Genomic DNA, 17197 nt, shown 5'->3' on the forward strand with positions numbered 1-17197 from the left:
TTGAAGAGTTGCTAAAACACTTATTAATTAACTGTGTCTATTGGTTTTTAGGAAAACTAACAGTGAAAATAGTGCCTTTACCTAACTCTGATGTAAAGATAATACTTCCTTTGTAAGTTTCTACAATGTTTTTAACCATGGCTAAACCTAATCCCATACCACTAGACTTTGTTGTAAATTTAGGTTCAAATATTTTAGACTTGGTTTCTTCTTCTATACCATCACCATTATCTTCTACAGTAATATTAACATTATACTCATCACTAAATACACGTACTAAAATTTTAGGATTTTGATGCTCATTAGAAATCGCCTGAATACCATTTTTAACTAGGTTAGTTACCACTCTAATAAGTTGTGTTCTATCGAACTTAGCCATAATTTCATCATCTTCAGAATGAAATTCTATATAACTCTCATTAAAAATATCGAGAGCTAATTTTACAATATGCACCACGTTTAAATCTTCACTTTTTTGAGCGGGCATTTTAGCAAAATTAGAAAAAGCAGAAGCAATAGAACTCATAATATCAATTTGCTGAATTAGCGTATTACTATATTCATTAACTTTTTGATGTATGTTCTCATCTTTAGGATTAAACTTACGCTGAAAACTTTGCACTGTTAACCGCATGGGTGTTAACGGGTTTTTAATCTCGTGTGCTACTTGCTTTGCCATTTCTCTCCAAGCCTGTTCACGCTCATTAGTTGCCAAGACCACAGCACTAGCTTCTAACTCATCAATCATACTATTATATGAATTGACTAAAGTTTCAATTTCTGCACTGGTAGATTTTATTTGTATTTTCTTATTTCTTTTTTCTAAACGAGTTTCATTCATTTTATCACTAATGGTTCTTAGTGATTTGGTGATAAATTTTGATATAAAATAAGCGAAAATTATGGCTACCAAAATTAGAACAACGTATGCCAATGATAAACGAATTAAAAACTCTTTAAGTTCTTTGTTTAAAAAATCATCATTTTCTAAATATGGTAAGTTTAAAATAGCTAAATTCTTAAATTTCTCATCGGTTATATAGGTGTAGGACGATTGAAATGTCTGTCCGGCTTCAACATTTTTCACTACATAACGATGCTCTAAAGTATTAGATAATGTGTTTAAAATTTCAGGATCCAAGCAGAGGTCTGTGGTATCTCTTTGAATGGTTCTTTTTGAACTTTTTAGCAACTGACCATCTAAATCATATAAATTAATCTGAAGATTATGAATAGCATCAATATCAAATATTTCCTCTTTAAAAATTAATGGAATATTTTCAGTTGTAACAGGATAGGTAGTTTCTCTTATAACAAAATTTATGCTTTGCTTTATAGCTTTTTCTTTGCGCTCTAAACGCTCTCTATGATAATCTTTTGCTTCTTCCCTATATTGGTATATAGTAACAGCCGCTATTAATACCGAAGCTACCAATACCAAAAGAACCATGTTTAAAATGATTCTGGCTCTTAAAGAAAGACGTTTTTTATTCATTTAAATTAACTTATGATAAAGCGGTTTTAATTTTAAAAATATAAACTTAAATATAGCAATAATCAATCCAAAGACGGTAGTTGTAAATTCTAAAAATGAAAAACCCTAATATTTAGGAAAAATTAAGCACCTTAATAAAACTATGCTTCCGGATTTTTAGAACGAATATTTTTATAAAGCTTAAAGCCCAACATAATTAAAACACCCAAAACAACTAAACCAACAATTCCAAAAATCCAATTAATAGAATTTTTAAGAATCACTAAAAAAACAACGGCAAATAAAATAAAGGTTGCGCCTTCATTCCAAATTCTCATAAAACTAGAGGTTATTTTTACCTCATCATTTTGAAGTTGTTTATAATAAATGTGTGTTTTATAATGATAAATAAAAAGTAATAAGACAAATAGTAGTTTTACATTCATCCATCCTTGCTGAAACCAACTCGGCATTAATATCATTAACCAAACCGCAAATAAAGTTGCTAATATTGCAGAAGGCCAAGTAATAATATACCACAAACGTTTAGACATTAATTTTAATTGCTTGCCTAAAATTTCCTTTTCTGGTGATGGTTTATGAAACGCTTCTATCTGATATACAAATAATCTAGGAATGTAAAATAAACCCGCAAACCATGTAATTACAAATATGAGATGTAAGGATTTTATGTAGTTGTAATATTCCATGAGATTAAACAATAAATTGAAATTTATACAATAATGTAAAATTACAGATTAAAAGCTTACACTGTTGTTTTAGAGTTAAGATTTAAATTAACTTCACGATACAAAAAATAAGCTGTTACAAGTGTAGAAAGTAAATCTGCAATAGGAAATGATAACCAAATGCCAAATTCTCCTAAATATAATGGCAAAATATACATTAACGGAATAAAGAAAATAGCTTGCCTGGTTAATGTTAATAACAACGCTGGTAAAGCTTTACCTACAGCCTGAAAATATGCTGCTCCAATAAGCTGAAGTGCTAAAATTGGTACAGCTGCAAACGTCCATCTCATATTACTTGGTGTTTCTCTAATAACATGGACATCTGTTGTAAACCATTTAGTTATAACTTCAGGAAAAAACATAAGACCAATAAAAACAAGCGTTCCTAATATAGTCGCATACTTAATAGCTGTGTATATTACTTCTTTAACTCTATTGTATTTTTTTGCACCAAAATTAAAACCTGCAATAGGTATAAAACCTTGGGTAATACCAAAAACAGGAAATAAGGCAAACATGCTTAATCTTCCTATAATGGCGTAGGTTGTAACAGACGTTTCGCCTCCAAAATCGTAAAGTGCATTATTAACTAATAAAAACGTTACACTTACAACGGCTTGTCTGGCTAAGGTTACAAAACCCAAAGACCCAATTTCTGAAACTATAGCTTTATTAAAACCAAAATGCGAAAGATTAATTTTTAACTCAGAATTTACAGATAAAAAATACCAGAATATAAATAAGAATGCAACAATGTATGATCCAGTTGTTGCCCAAGCTGCTCCAGCCATTCCGTAATCTAAAACATTAATAAAAACATAATCTAAAACTAGGTTTCCAACAGATGGAATTAACATAGCATACATGGCAAATTTTGGTTTACCTTCTGCTCTTATTACATTATTACCCAACATTACAAATCCCAAAACAGGAACACCGTAAAGTATAATTTCGTAATAGATTTTTGCTGGTTCAAAAATGTTTCCTTTACCTCCAAAAGCTGGTATTAATGTATCAACAAAATACACGCCAAAAACAGCAAATGTAATTGTAAACAAAAATGTAAGAGACAACTGATTACCAAAGGTCTTTAGGGCTTTTAGTTTATTATCTGCGCCTAAGGCTCGAGAAATTATTGAAGAACCTCCAACACCAATAGCCATACCCAATGCCGCTATAAAGAAAGAAACTGGTAGCACAACATTTATAGCCGCAATGGCTGTAGAGCCAATCCAATTACCAACAAAAATAGTATCTACTAAAATATTAAGTGACATTACCAGTATACCAATAGCCGCAGGCACGGCTTGCTTTATTAGTAATTTACCTATAGGTTCTGTTCCTAAATCTTGTGAAGACACTTTTGCCATTATTTGGCCATAGTTTCAGCATTTACCCACTCGTCTGTAATATTTGCAAGTACTTGCGCAAAATCATCGCGCTCATTAAGGCACGGAATAACAGTGAATTCTTCTCCTCCCATTTCGTGAAAAATCTCCTTACCTTCCATGGCAATTTCTTCTAAAGTTTCTAAACAATCACTTACAAAAGCAGGTGTTACAATCGCCATTTTTTTAACACCCTCCTTTCCCATTCTCTCAATAGTACGATCTGTATATGGCTTTAACCATGGGTCAAAACCAAGCCTAGATTGAAATGTTGTAGAATACGTTCCGTTTTTTAACCCTAGTTTTTTAGCGACATTTACCGTTGTAATTTCGCATTGATGACGGTAACAGAACTCATGCTGCTTACTCCCTTTTTTAAAGCAACATTTTCCGTTCATTTTACAATTGCCATTGGTAATATCACTTTTTCTTATGTGTCGTTCTGGCACACCATGGTAACTAAAAAGAATATGCTCGTAATCTAAATCGTTTAAAACTTCTCCAATACTTTTAGAAAGTACATCTATGTAATCTTGGCGATGATAAAATGCAGGCGTTCTTGTAATTTTTACCTCAGGAAAAAATTCAGCAACCAACTCATCTATTTTTACATCAATAGTTTCCGTAGTTGCCATAGCAAATTGAGGATACAATGGTACAGTTTTTATTTCAGTACAGCCTTTATCTACTAACTCTTGTAATCCTTTTTTAATAGTCATGCTTCCATAACGCATGGCTAGTGCCACAGGATAATCTACTTTGTTTTGAAGCTTTTCTTGAAGTCGTTCTGACAAAACAATTAAAGGCGAACCTTCCTCCCACCAAATTTTCTTGTATGCAGCGGCAGATGCTTTGGGTCTAGTATTTAAAATAATACCTTTTACTAATAATGTACGTGCTAATAATGGTAAATCTATAACACGCTCATCCATTAAAAATTCTCCCAAGTATTTCTTTACATCCTTTGGATTTGGACTATCTGGAGAGCCCAAATTGACTAATAAAATTCCTTTTGACATGCTTTTTCTTTTCTAATACAAAAATACAACACTATTTACAATACTGTAAGAAGAACAGCATAGGTTTTATTTATAGTGATATCATCAAATATTTTATAAAATTTAAAGTTATTCTATTAATAATAAACTACTATAAATTTAACTTTTTAACGAGTTTTACTAATTATATATGGCTATTTAAAGGATTTAGATATCTTTACAAGACTTGACAACTACATATTATGAAAAAAACCCTATCGCTATTTCTTACTTTTTTTACAATAATCGCTTTCTCTCAACAAAAATATCAGAGCTTACTCTGGGAAATTTCCGGAAACGGACTAGAAAAACCATCTTACCTTTATGGTACCATGCACGTTAGCAAAAAAGTGGCTTTCCGTTTAGATGATGTATTTTACAAAGCATTAGAAGATAGTGATTGTATTGCTTTAGAATCTGACCCAACTACATGGCCTGGTTTTAATTATGAAATGATGTTAGACCAAATGACTGCATACACAAACAATAACAATGAATTTTACACCAATTTGTTTAAGCTAATGCATCCAGAAGAAATGGCAATTAGAGGCTCGGTAAGAATGGATAATAATGCTGTTAATGCGTATTTATATAGAAAAAATTATGGCTCAGATAATTTTGAAGAAGAAACCTATTTAGATATGTTTATTTTTCAGGCCGGTAAGAAAAATAATAAAGATATATACGCTTTAGAAGATTTAGCAGAGTCTCGTTATTTAACAACTAAAGCTGCTTATAACGCTAACAAAAAGGAATTAGACCCTTGGGTACAGAAACTATACGCCAAGGAAAATCCCTATTTAATACAAGAAAACTTATATCGCGATAGAAACTTAGATTTATTAGATTCTATTGGTGCTGGTGTAAATACTGAATTCTATAGAGAGAACATGCTTTATATTCGTAATAAGAATATGGTAGTTGCATTAATAGAATTAATGCCAACCAAATCTGTTTTTGCCGGTGTAGGCGCAGCACATTTACCAGGTGAGCAAGGCATGATTAATATGCTACGCAAAAGAGGCTACACCGTAAAATCCTTAACCTCTGAGCAAACAGATTACAGTAAAACCGAAAAAACTAAATTAGATAGTTTATTTATTCCTCCTGTACTCAAAAGGCATAGTACACCAGACAATTTTATTAGCATAAATACTTACGATGAATTACGTGAATTCTCTTATGGCGGACAAAAATATTATCTAGATCCAGACATGACTAATGGTGCATATTTAACCATGAATAGAATTAGTCGTTTTTTGTATTTACCAAACGAAAAGGAAAATATCACTCTTCAGGATATAGACCATTTATTATACGAAGATATTCCGGGTGATATTATTAAAAAGGAAGAATTAACCGCACCTTATCCTGGAATCAGTATTGTAAACAAAACCAAAAAAGGTGAATTTCAGAAATATCATATTTATCAAACACCATTAGAAATTATTATTATAAAATTTGCTGGTAGAAGTGATTTTGTGCTTAAACATCAAAACAAAATATTCGATTCTATTACCTTAAAAACACCAACTAGCAAGACAAAACTATTTGTCTCACCTCACAAAAAATTTCAAGTTGATTTCCCTGAGTATTATGTTTCAAGTAACATGAATAATTTCGGAAAAAAACTAATAGAAGGTTATAAAAATGATGCTTATTACTTTGTTGAAGAAGCCGTTTTAAACGACATATCTTATATTGAAGAAGATAGTTTTGAAGCTAAATATTTCCATCATGCTTTGTACAAAAATTACAAATTAGAAGAAAAAGAAGGTGGTTTTAAAGCTGGAGATTACAAAACCTATGAGTCTAAAGCGTTATTAGATGCTACTTCTCAAAAACATTTGCATTTAAAAACCATTGTAAAGGATGGTAGTTATTATTTACTAGGTTATGTTGGCACTAAAGAAGATGATAAAAATGCTTTTTTTAAATCCTTTAAATTTAACAAAACTGACTACTCTGGTTTTAACAAAGTTATAGATACATCCTTGCATTTTTCTGTACATACCAACTCAAAAGCACCAGCTCCAAACCCTTATGGATACGGTTATGGTTACAATACTGGGAAAAAGGATAAAGCCTACGAGAAAAAAGTAAACGAAACAACATATTCTACACAGGCAAACGAGCAAATTTATATTACTAGAACTAAATATCACGACCTCCAAATGTTTCATAACATAGATAGTGTATGGGCTAATCTAGAAAAACAAGTTAATTATGGTGGCTATTATTTTGATGCTAAAAAAGGTTTTAAAATCTCTAATCGAAACTCTACTAATAAAGATTCTATATATACCCATCGTTTTAGCTACACTGATTCTTCAAGTGCCAAACAAGTTTTGGTAAAAAATATTTTAAAGAAAGGTGTACTTTTTGAATTAAAGACCTTGGTAGATTCTATAAGTGGTCCTTCAAAATTTGTAACCGAATTTTACGACTCTTTTACACCTATTGATACACTTATGGGGAAAAGCGTCCTTAAAGATAAAACCGGGCAATTTTTTGAAGCCTTAAGAGCAAAAGATAGTATTATTTTAGAATCTTATGGCTTAATTAAATTTAAGAAACATAACAGTAAAGAAATTGTATCTGTTTTAAAAGATTTTGAATTTGATAAAGAACGCTTAGACATAAAATCTTATTTAGTAGGGCAACTAATTGAAATAGATTTAAAAAACAATCTTCCCTTTATTAAGCAATTGTATCTAGACAGTTATTCAGATACACAAACACAAACAGCAATTTTAGATGGTTTGTTTGAGTCTAATAATAAAGAGAACTATAATTTAGCTTTAGAATTAATGGAACGCGACTTGCCATTAGGAAGTGTTAGTAGTATGTTTTATAACTATTACAGAAAAGATTCTTTACAATTAAAAGCAACGCTTTTTCCAAAAATATTAGAATATTCAACCATTTCAGAGTATAAACAACCCTTATACAATCTGTTGGCTAGAGTAAAAGATAGTGGCTATATAAAAACAAAATCTTATAAAAAATATAAGAATCAATTAATTAACGATGGTAAAATTGAAGTAAAACGTAGCTTAGGAAACAACAGTTACGGTTATAACTCTTACTCCTATAGTTTGGCCACTTTTGTAAGACTTATTTTCCCATACAGAAAAGAACGATCAGCTCAAGATTTCTTTGAAAAACTACTTAATGTAGATGACACCAATGCACTTGTTAAATACTATGTTTTATTAACTAAAGCAAAAGAAGCTATTCCTGCTAAATTAACTCAAAAGCTTATAGATGATGAAGAAAACCTATACTTGGTCATAGAAGAATTAAATGACGCTAAACTTTTAAAGAAATTAAAATCATTTAAAATTAATCAGCAACAATTTGCAAAATCTAAACTATTATCTGATGCTAATTTTGAAAAAGAAACCGACTCTGTTCAATTTCTTTTTAAACGCGAATTTAAAACAGATAAAGGGCACAAAGACGCTGTAATGTATTTCTTTAAAATAGATAAAGACGACGATTATTCTGGTAAAGTTGAGGCCTTACATTACATCTCATTTATTAAACCAAAAGACCCAACAGAATTGGTGGTAGACTATTATTCTAAATCTGAAAGTTATGGTACTATCGTTGATAAAACAAAAGAGTTAGAAGAGCAATACACAGAAATTATAAATTTGGCTATCTACAAAGACCGCGAACGTGTAACACCAAGTGGTAATGGTAATTATTATGATTATTAATCAAGCAAAAAATTAAAAGCTATTGTTTTAAAAGAAATAATAGCCTTTAGTAAGAAAGTAATATTGAGGATTTAGAAAACCTATTTTTAACGAGTTATTAAAAATATATTTAACTTCAACTAGAAGCCGTTATATACTTCTTAGGCGTTGTCCCAAATTTCTTCTTAAAAGCCGCAATAAAGTGGCTACCTGTGCTGTAACCTACTTTTAAACCAACTTCGTTAACGTTATAATCACCAGATTCTAAAAGCTTACGAGCCACTTCCATTTTATAATCAAACAAAAAGCTAAACACCGAATCGCCATATATCTGTTTAAAACCTTCTTTTAATTTTTTAAGACTCAAATCTATGTCATCTGCCAATTCTTGTAAGGTTGGTGGCTCAGCCATATTGGCAATGATGATGTCTTTTGCTTTTTTCAATTTCGCTACATTAACCTCATCTACTAAATAAGGACATTGCTCAATATCAGCATCTTCGCTTCGGTTAAAAAACAAGCTTAATAACTCATAGGCTTTACCTTTAAAATATAAAGACTTAATAGAATTGTTAAGATTAAAGCTAATTAACTGGTTTAATACCACAGCCATAGAGGGTGAAATTTTGCCATCCTTGTAATATTTTTTATCCTTATTATCATCAGTTAAAAAGGTAACGTAATTGGCATCTTCAGAAAATAAGCCATGAAATTTTTTAATAGAAATTACCAAAGACACCAACCAAGAATGGGGTCGCAATTCTAAATGAATCGGTAAATCGCGTTGCGGATTGTAAAGTAACAATGAAGTTTCTTCATCTATATTTAACGAGTAATTCCCTTGATTAAACATAAAAGCTGCTGAACCCTTATTACAAAAATGAAATTGTATGTAACTGCTATCAATCTCGCGCTCAAGAACTTTAGTGTTGTCTCCATCATTTTTGCTCGTTAAAACAAAAAATCCTTCTTCTAATTTAACTTCGTCAAAAGCACCTTTAGCGATACTTTTAATAGCCGTTTTTTTTAAATTCATTTCAAAGTTATTTAGATTCGTTCTAAACAAATAGAGTCTTAAACCCTAATTTTACTACAAAAGTATGATATTTATCATCTTTAAGTTAAAATGCATGTTAAAAAACCACAATCGATACTAAAAGTTCTTCTAGCGTTGTTTTTTTATAAATATCAAAATTACATTTGCGCTGTTACTTTCATAAGTCAGGTAAACGAGTAAAGCAACACATGCCAAACAGAAGCAAACATTTTTACGCTATAGGTCTCAGCTATAAAAAAGCTGATGCGCGCGTACGTGGCCATTTTAGTTTAAGTGATAACGCAAAACAAAACGTTTTGTCTCAAGCCAAACAAAATGGTGTAGATAGCCTTTTGGTTATTTCTACATGTAACAGAACAGAACTTTATGGTTTTGCAGAACACCCTTTTCAACTCATTCAATTATTGTGTGACAATACAAAAGGAACGGTTGAAGAATTTAGAGAGGTTGCCTACGTTCATAAAAATAAAGACGCTATTAACCACATGTTTCGTGTTGGTTCTGGTTTAGATAGTCAAATTCTTGGCGATTTTGAAATTATTAGTCAGCTTAAATTTAGTGCAAAAGCGTCTCGTAAAGTCGGTTTATTAAATTCGTTTACGGAGCGTTTAGTGAATTCCGTAATTCAGGCAAGCAAGCGCATTAAAAACGAAACCGAACTTTCTTCTGGAGCAACGTCTGTCTCTTTTGCCTCTGTACAATATATAATGAATAATGTAGAATCTATATCTGAAAAGAACATTCTACTCTTTGGCACCGGAAAAATAGGAAGAAACACCTGTGAAAATTTAGTAAAACACACTAAAAATTCGCACATCACTTTAATCAACAGAACCAAAACTAAAGCAGAAGAAGTCGCTGGAAAATTCAATCTAATTGTAAAAGATTATGAGAATTTAACCGAAGAACTCAACGCTTCAGATATCGTTATTGTGGCCACAGGTGCACAACACCCAACAGTTTATAAATCTTTAATAACAACTCAAAAGCCATTATTGATTTTAGATTTATCAATTCCTAAAAATGTAAACGAAGATATTAAAGACCTTCCGAACATCACTTTGGTACATTTAGATGATTTGGCTAAAATTACTGACGATACTTTAGAAAAACGCAAAGCTTTTATTCCTGCAGCAGAAGCTATAATTGAAGATATTACAGCCGAATTTAATGCATGGCTAGACACACTTAAATTTGTACCAACCATTCAGGCAATAAAACATAAATTGACAGATTTCAAAAATTCTGAATTCAATACCCAACGTAAAAAATTAGCTAACTTCAATGAAGACCAAGCAGAATTGATTACTAATAATCTCATTCAGAAAATCACCAATCAGTTTGCACACCACTTAAGAGAAGACAGCACGTCTTCAGATGAAAGCATAGAGCTTATCAAAAAAATATTTCAGTTAGAAACTACCGATAATGTCTAAAATTATTCGCATTGGCACACGCGACAGCCAGCTCGCTATGTGGCAAGCAAAAACTGTTCAATCTCAACTTGAACATTTAGGTCATAAAACCGTTTTAGTTCCTGTAAAATCAACAGGAGATTTAGTACTAGACAAGCCCTTATACGAAATGGGAATTACAGGCGTATTTACTAAAACCCTAGATATCGCCATGCTTAATGGCAGCATTGATATTGCAGTGCATTCCTTAAAAGATGTGCCAACCATTTTACCAAAAGGTATTGTACAAGCTGCTGTTTTAAAACGAGGAAACATTAACGACACTTTGGTGTTTAAAAATAACGAAGAGTTTTTATCGGCTAGAGATGCCGTTATCGCCACCGGAAGTTTAAGACGACGTGCACAATGGCTTAACCGCTACCCAACACATACCGTTGTTGGTTTGCGAGGAAATGTTAATAGACGACTAGAAAAACTTGAAGAAAACGAAGATTGGAATGGCGCTATTTTCGCAGCTGCAGGTTTAGGGCGTTTAGGTATTACCCCAGAAAACTCAATTAATTTAGGTTGGATGATTCCTGCGCCAGCACAAGGTGCTGTAATGATTGCTGCCCTAGAAGCCGATGAAGAAACTAGAGCTATACTTTCTGAAATTAATGACCAAACCACTCAAATTTGCACCTCTATTGAACGCGAATTCTTAAACCGTTTAGAAGGTGGATGTACCGCACCAATTGGAGCCATTTGCTACGTCAATAAGGCAGAAGAAGTTAATTTTAAAGGGATTCTTTTAAGTAAAGACGGCAGTAAAAAAATTGAAGTGACTAAAGTGGTGCCTTTAGGTAAACATGACGACGTCGCTAAATTTTGTGCCGAATATATCATAGGAAAAGGCGGAAAAGTTCTAATTGACGAGTTAACCCAAGGCGATAAGATTACTAATATATATTCTACCAAAAAACTAACTAACGACCAAGTTGCTAAGTTTCATGATGATGTGGTCGCACAAAGCAACGATGCTATCAAAATTAATCCCAATCGATTAAATAAAAGCATTATTCGTAACGAAATTGAAAACGTGATTATAACGAGTCAGAATGCGGTTGAAGCCTTATTAACTAACTTTTCTGCAGTAGAATTACAATTCAAAAATATTTATTGTGTAGGTCGTAAAACCAAACGTATAGTTGAAAAACGCATAGGAAAAGTGAAGCATTACGAACAAAATGCAAAAGCTCTAGCCGAACATATGGTTGAATATATGGATGGAACGGAAGCTACCTATTTCTGTAGTAATTTAAGATTAGATACTATTCCAGACATTTTAGAAGAAAACAACATAAAAGTCAACGAAGTTGAAGCCTACGAAACAAAGTTTGATGCCGAAAAAGTAGAAGGCGATTTAGATGGTGTGATGTTTTACAGTCCTTCTACCGTACAAAGTTTCTTAAAGCAGAATAAAGCTAAAGGTATTGCCTTTTGTATAGGTGAAACGACAGCTACGGAAGCTAGAAAGTATTTTGAAGATGTTAGGGTTGCTAAAGTGCCTTTGGTTGATAGTGTTGTGGAGTTGGTAAATGCGTTTTATGAATAGAGCTGTTGGCTCTTAGCCATTAGCTTTTAGCATCACTGTTACGCTAAAAGCTAACGGCAAACAACTAAAAGCTGAAACATGAGAAATTTTAGGACACTTGAAATTTGGAAAAATGGAATTACAATTGTCAAACAAGTTTATGTCCTTTCTCAGCAATTACCATCAGAAGAAAAATTTGGATTAAGAAGTCAAGTTACAAGAGCAGCCGTTTCAATTCCATCCAATATTGCGGAAGGTTGCAGTAGAAATAGTGATATAGAATTTAAACGCTTCCTTGAAATAGCGATGGGTTCACTTTTTGAAGTTGAAACACAATTAATTATTTCTAAGGAACTTAAGTTTATTCCTGAAGAAAATTTAAAAGTCATTTTTGAACTTATTCATAAAGAGGCAAGAATGATAAATAGTTTAATAAGCAAGATTAAAAACAGCTAATAGCAACTGGCCAAAAGCCAAAAGCTAATAGCCAAAAGCCAAAGGCTAACATGATAAAAAACGATTTATTCCTTAGAGCATTAAAAGGCGAAACAGTAGAACGTCCACCAGTGTGGATGATGCGTCAAGCCGGTAGATACTTACCAGAATTCATGGAAATCAAAGCGAAATACGATTTCTTTACACGCTGCCAAACCCCAGAATTAGCAAGTGAAATTACAGTACAACCTATCCGTCGTTATGGTATGGATGCTGCTATTTTGTTTTCTGATATTTTGGTAATTCCACAAGCCATGAATATTGAGGTACAAATGAAACCAAACTTTGGGCCTTACTTACCAAATCCTATTCGTTCTCAAAAGGATGTGGATAATGTTATTGTTCCTGATGTTAAAGACGCTTTAAACTACGTTTACGAAGCCATTAAAGCGACTAAAGAAAAACTGAATGACGAAATTCCGTTGATTGGTTTTGCTGGTTCGCCTTGGACCATTTTATGTTATTGTGTGCAAGGGCAAGGCTCTAAAAACTTTGATAAAGCCAAAGAATTTTGTTTTACAAACCCTATTGCTGCGCATGGTTTATTGCAAAAGATTACAGATACTACCATTGCATATTTAAAAGAAAAAGTAAAAGCAGGTTGTAATGCTGTACAAGTATTCGATTCTTGGGGAGGCATGTTATCGCCTGTAGATTATCAAGAATTTTCTTGGCAATATATTCAACAAATCATTGATGCTTTAAAAGATGATGCACCAGTTATCGCTTTCGGAAAAGGTTGTTGGTTTGCACTAGATACTATGGCAAAATCTGGAGCATCTGCTTTAGGTGTAGATTGGACGTGCTCTGCAAAAAATGCACGATACCTAACAGGAGGAAATATTACGTTACAAGGTAATTTTGACCCAACACGTTTATTTTCGCCACCTGCTGAAATCAAGAAAATGGTCACTCAAATGATTAACGATTTCGGAAAAGATAAGTATATTGTTAATTTAGGTCATGGTATTTTACCAAATATTCCTTTAGAAAATGCTAAGGCATTTATTGATGCTGTAAAGGAATATAAAAGCCCATCCTAGCCTTGCTAATTGGGAAGGAACGCGAACTCAGTTGGCTTAGTCATTTTAAAAAAGTGTTTAAATATTCTTAATTTTGAAATGAACTTTTAAAGCATAGTAAGTTTAGACATCAATTATTGTAACTTAAAGCCTGTTTTTGCGTCTTTTAAGTAGTCATCATCAAAAACAATAATATGATAAGGAACATATTAAAAGGCATCCAAGCCTATACCGGAACTTTGGCATTAATTTCAAAATTAAAACTTTGGAAATACTTCGCTATTCCTATAATCATTAGCGTTGTAACGGCATTTATTATCGGACTTTCCGCTTACGGATTATCAGATAATATTGGTCGTTTTATTGCAAAAATTTGGTTTTGGGATTGGGGAAAGGAAACGTTCACATCCATCTCAACCTTTATTGGTGGCATTGTGGTTATTGCTATAGGTTTAATCCTTTACAAACACATCATCATGGCATTTTCTGCACCATTTATGAGTCCGGTTTCAGAAAAAATTGAACATCATTTAACAGGAATAAAACCGCACAATCACAGAAACACCACGTTTCAAGAACAACTATGGCGAGGTATTAGAATAAACATCAGAAACTTAGGCAAAGAACTACTGTTTACCATTCCATTATTGCTGTTAAAATTCTTTCCTATTGTAAATATTTTTTCAACCATTATGCTATTCCTCTTACAAGCCTATTACGCAGGTTTTGGTAATATGGATTACACGTTAGAGCGTCATTATAAATACAGAGAAAGTATCAATTTTGTTGGTAGACATAAAGGTATTGCTATAGGTAACGGTATTGTGTTTATGTTGTTTCTATTGATTCCTGTAGTTGGCGTTATTTTAGTATTACCAATGAGTGTAACAGCCTCTTCACTTAATACTGTAAAATTAATTGAACAAGAGAAAACACTAAATCAAAATACAGTAGTCGTATAATGGTTGCAGCGTTTAACGGTTTTGAGATTGGCCCAATCCATGGCGGAGACACTTGGAAAGTATGTAATTTCTGTGTTGCCAATGAAGACCGATTAAAACGTTATTTTCCTAAAACTTTAGAGCAAAATCTCAACCCAACATTATCTAATTACTTTGTTGAATCTAAAGTGAAAGCTTTTGAAAACAAAGAGGAATTTCTATTCACATTAAAACATTCTGAAACCAGAGCACTTGCCGGATTAATTTATCTCAAAGAAATCAATTGGGAAATCAAACAAGGCGAATTTGCTTATTGTATTGGTTATACATTTGAAGGACAAGGCTTAACTTCTAAAGCTGTTCAATTATTATCAACACATGCATTTGAAGATTTAGGATTAGAAACACTTCAAATTATAGCACATAAAGACAATTTAGGTAGTGTAAAGGTAGCGTTGAAAAATAATTTTAAATGGATTAAGACATTAATTAATGAGTTTACACCAATTGGAGAGCAACCTTTGGATATGGAGTTGTATGAATTAGTTTCTAAGACCTAGCAGGTTTTAAAAACCAGCTAACAAACATTACAATCCTGCAAGGTTTCTAAAACCTTGTAGGTATAAAAACTAAATTAAACATATAAATCATAAGATATTATTATACACTTGTTATTTACCAACCAATGAATCCAATTAATAGTAACTAGTATAACCAATATAAACACCTGCAAGGTTTTAGAAACCTTGCAGGATAAGGAAACAAAAACTTTAGAACTGAAAATGAAATTAGAGAGTTTAGAAAAAGACCATTATTATCATATCTACAATCGAGGAATCAATGGTTGTAACATATACAATTCAGATGAGAACAAACGTTATTTTCTTCAATTAACAGGAAAGTATCTAAATGAAAAAGCCAATATTTCTGCTTATGCCCTTCTAGATAATCATTTTCATTTTTTAATTCAGGTAAATTGCAAAACCGAAGAGATAACCCAAGCTTTTTCAAATCTTTTTAATTCCTATTCGAAAGCATTCAACAAGCAAAACAATAGAACAGGAAGCCTTTTTGAAAAACATTTCAAACGAAAAAAAATAGATACAGAGGCATATTTCAAAACCGTTTTTTGTTACATTCATCATAATCCAATTAAAGATTGGGAACATTATACGTTTTCTTCATTCCATTATTATATGAATGAAAATACACCTAACTATTTTTCATTAGATAAAACTTACAGTTTAAAGTTATTTGATGATATAAATAATCTAAAATATATGCATAATCAATTTAAGGATGAAGACCTACAAGGTTTCGAAAACCTCGCAGGTCAGGAAACCAAAGAGCCTGAAGGTTTTAAACCAAATACAATTATAAAAGATAAATTCTTCAACTACATCAACCAATTACAAGACACCATCACTTCAAAGCTTGAAGAAGTTGATGGAAAAGCCAAATTTCAAGAAGACCTTTGGGACCGACCAGAAGGTGGTGGCGGACGAACACGTGTTATAGAAAATGGCAATGTTTTTGAAAAAGGTGGTGTTAATATTTCTGGTGTTCATGGTAAATTGCCGGACTCAATGCAAAAATACTTTGGTGTAGAAGATGCCGATTTTTTTGCTTGTGGATTAAGTTTAGTATTACATCCTACAAATCCGATGGTTCCGACTGTTCACGCGAATTGGCGCTATTTTGAAATGTATGATAAAGACGGTAACATTGTAGACCAATGGTTTGGTGGCGGACAAGATTTAACGCCTTACTACCTATTTGAAGAAGACGCCAAACACTTCCACCAAATTTGCAAAACCGCTTGCGATAAACATAACCCAGAATTTTACCCAAAATATAAAGCACGATGCGATGAATATTTTTACAACGCACACCGAAATGAAGGTCGTGGTTTAGGTGGTTTATTCTTTGATTACTGTAAAGCAACTGACGAGATGAACATGCAAAACTGGTACGATTTTGTCACTGAAGTTGGGGACAGTTTCTTAGAAGCATACGTCCCAATTGTTGAAAAACGAAAAACTTTAGAATTTACCATAGCGCAACGCGACTGGCAAGAAATTAGAAGAGGACGTTATGTAGAATTCAATTTAGTACATGATAAAGGCACCTTATTTGGGTTAAAAACTAATGGTCGAATTGAAAGTATCCTTATGAGTTTACCACCACATGTGCAATGGGTTTACGACCATCATCCGGAGGTCGGAAGCGAAGAAGAGAAATTGATTAAGGTATTGCAAAATCCTGTGGATTGGGTGTAAGAAGCCCCTTAATCCCCAAAGGGGAAACTGTTACACCAAATAATTAGCCTAACTAAGACC

13 protein-coding genes are annotated in these 17197 nt (G+C 32.5%); 8 read left to right on the top strand and 5 right to left on the bottom strand.

The features are described 5' to 3' along the window. Positions 1-37: 37 nt before the first annotated feature. From GN138_RS11035 to hemH, 4 genes are all read right to left on the bottom strand, one after another. Entirely contained in the window at positions 38-1495 is a 1458-nt protein-coding gene (locus GN138_RS11035; protein ID WP_231743072.1) for a sensor histidine kinase, read from the bottom strand. A gap of 140 nt (positions 1496-1635) precedes the next feature. Then, on the bottom strand, positions 1636-2184 hold the full coding sequence (locus tag GN138_RS11040; protein ID WP_157364060.1) for a CopD family protein: 549 nt from the start codon (positions 2182-2184) through the stop codon (positions 1636-1638). Between the two features lie 56 nt (positions 2185-2240). Continuing rightward, on the bottom strand, positions 2241-3596 hold the full coding sequence (locus tag GN138_RS11045) for an MATE family efflux transporter (RefSeq protein ID WP_157364061.1): 1356 nt from the start codon (positions 3594-3596) through the stop codon (positions 2241-2243). After that, positions 3596-4633, bottom strand: coding sequence for a ferrochelatase (gene hemH, locus GN138_RS11050; RefSeq protein ID WP_157364062.1), 1038 nt, complete (start codon positions 4631-4633; stop codon positions 3596-3598). Before hemH ends, GN138_RS11045 begins: the two co-directional genes overlap by 1 nt. Before the next feature lie 221 nt (positions 4634-4854). Between hemH and GN138_RS11055 the strand changes: the two genes are divergently transcribed. After that, the gene (locus GN138_RS11055) at positions 4855-8376 is read left to right on the top strand and encodes a TraB/GumN family protein (protein ID WP_157364063.1); all 3522 of its coding nucleotides are present in this window, start codon (positions 4855-4857) and stop codon (positions 8374-8376) included. A 115-nt stretch (positions 8377-8491) separates the two neighbouring features. Here the strand turns inward: GN138_RS11055 and GN138_RS11060 are convergent, their stop codons facing one another. Continuing rightward, positions 8492-9391, bottom strand: coding sequence for a helix-turn-helix transcriptional regulator (locus tag GN138_RS11060; RefSeq protein ID WP_157364064.1), 900 nt, complete (start codon positions 9389-9391; stop codon positions 8492-8494). 209 nt (positions 9392-9600) lie between these two features. Here GN138_RS11060 and hemA point away from each other — a divergent pair, with 209 nt between their 5' ends. From hemA to hemF, 7 genes are all read left to right on the top strand, one after another. Beyond that, a complete protein-coding gene (gene hemA / locus GN138_RS11065) occupies positions 9601-10848 on the top strand; it encodes a glutamyl-tRNA reductase (RefSeq protein WP_157364065.1) in 1248 nt (415 codons plus the stop codon). Continuing rightward, the gene (hemC, locus tag GN138_RS11070) at positions 10841-12421 is read left to right on the top strand and encodes a hydroxymethylbilane synthase (RefSeq protein ID WP_157364066.1); all 1581 of its coding nucleotides are present in this window, start codon (positions 10841-10843) and stop codon (positions 12419-12421) included. The genes hemA and hemC overlap by 8 nt, the downstream gene beginning before the upstream one ends. Positions 12422-12499: 78 nt before the next feature. Beyond that, a complete protein-coding gene (locus tag GN138_RS11075) occupies positions 12500-12856 on the top strand; it encodes a four helix bundle protein (protein ID WP_157364067.1) in 357 nt (118 codons plus the stop codon). Between the two features lie 50 nt (positions 12857-12906). After that, positions 12907-13938: a uroporphyrinogen decarboxylase gene (gene hemE / locus GN138_RS11080; protein WP_157364068.1), complete on the top strand. Its 1032-nt coding sequence runs from the start codon at positions 12907-12909 to the stop codon at positions 13936-13938. Positions 13939-14111: 173 nt separating this feature from the next. Further along, positions 14112-14879: an EI24 domain-containing protein gene (locus GN138_RS11085; protein ID WP_157364069.1), complete on the top strand. Its 768-nt coding sequence runs from the start codon at positions 14112-14114 to the stop codon at positions 14877-14879. Further along, positions 14879-15418 carry a GNAT family N-acetyltransferase gene (locus tag GN138_RS11090; RefSeq protein WP_157364070.1) on the top strand — a complete coding sequence of 180 codons (540 nt, stop codon included), beginning with the start codon at positions 14879-14881 and terminating at the stop codon, positions 15416-15418. Before GN138_RS11085 ends, GN138_RS11090 begins: the two co-directional genes overlap by 1 nt. Before the next feature lie 816 nt (positions 15419-16234). Next, entirely contained in the window at positions 16235-17137 is a 903-nt protein-coding gene (gene hemF, locus GN138_RS16195) for an oxygen-dependent coproporphyrinogen oxidase (RefSeq protein ID WP_317162752.1), read from the top strand. Positions 17138-17197: the final 60 nt, after the last annotated feature.

The sequence above is a fragment of the Winogradskyella endarachnes genome (assembly GCF_009741275.1).
Taxonomy (GTDB): Bacteria; Bacteroidota; Bacteroidia; order Flavobacteriales; family Flavobacteriaceae; genus Winogradskyella; species Winogradskyella endarachnes.

Excerpts from the sequence above, each read along its gene's own strand:
- GN138_RS11040 (WP_157364060.1), bottom strand. The coding sequence starts at position 2,184 with ATGGAATATTACAACTACATAAAATCCTTACATCTCATATTTGTAATT.
- GN138_RS11035 (WP_231743072.1), bottom strand. The coding sequence starts at position 1,495 with ATGAATAAAAAACGTCTTTCTTTAAGAGCCAGAATCATTTTAAACATG.
- hemC (WP_157364066.1), top strand. The coding sequence starts at position 10,841 with ATGTCTAAAATTATTCGCATTGGCACACGCGACAGCCAGCTCGCTATG.
- GN138_RS11055 (WP_157364063.1), top strand. The coding sequence starts at position 4,855 with ATGAAAAAAACCCTATCGCTATTTCTTACTTTTTTTACAATAATCGCT.
- hemE (WP_157364068.1), top strand. The coding sequence starts at position 12,907 with ATGATAAAAAACGATTTATTCCTTAGAGCATTAAAAGGCGAAACAGTA.
- GN138_RS11045 (WP_157364061.1), bottom strand. The coding sequence starts at position 3,596 with ATGGCAAAAGTGTCTTCACAAGATTTAGGAACAGAACCTATAGGTAAA.
- GN138_RS11085 (WP_157364069.1), top strand. The coding sequence starts at position 14,112 with ATGATAAGGAACATATTAAAAGGCATCCAAGCCTATACCGGAACTTTG.
- GN138_RS11060 (WP_157364064.1), bottom strand. The coding sequence starts at position 9,391 with ATGAATTTAAAAAAAACGGCTATTAAAAGTATCGCTAAAGGTGCTTTT.
- hemA (WP_157364065.1), top strand. The coding sequence starts at position 9,601 with ATGCCAAACAGAAGCAAACATTTTTACGCTATAGGTCTCAGCTATAAA.
- GN138_RS11090 (WP_157364070.1), top strand. The coding sequence starts at position 14,879 with ATGGTTGCAGCGTTTAACGGTTTTGAGATTGGCCCAATCCATGGCGGA.
- hemH (WP_157364062.1), bottom strand. The coding sequence starts at position 4,633 with ATGTCAAAAGGAATTTTATTAGTCAATTTGGGCTCTCCAGATAGTCCA.
- GN138_RS11075 (WP_157364067.1), top strand. The coding sequence starts at position 12,500 with ATGAGAAATTTTAGGACACTTGAAATTTGGAAAAATGGAATTACAATT.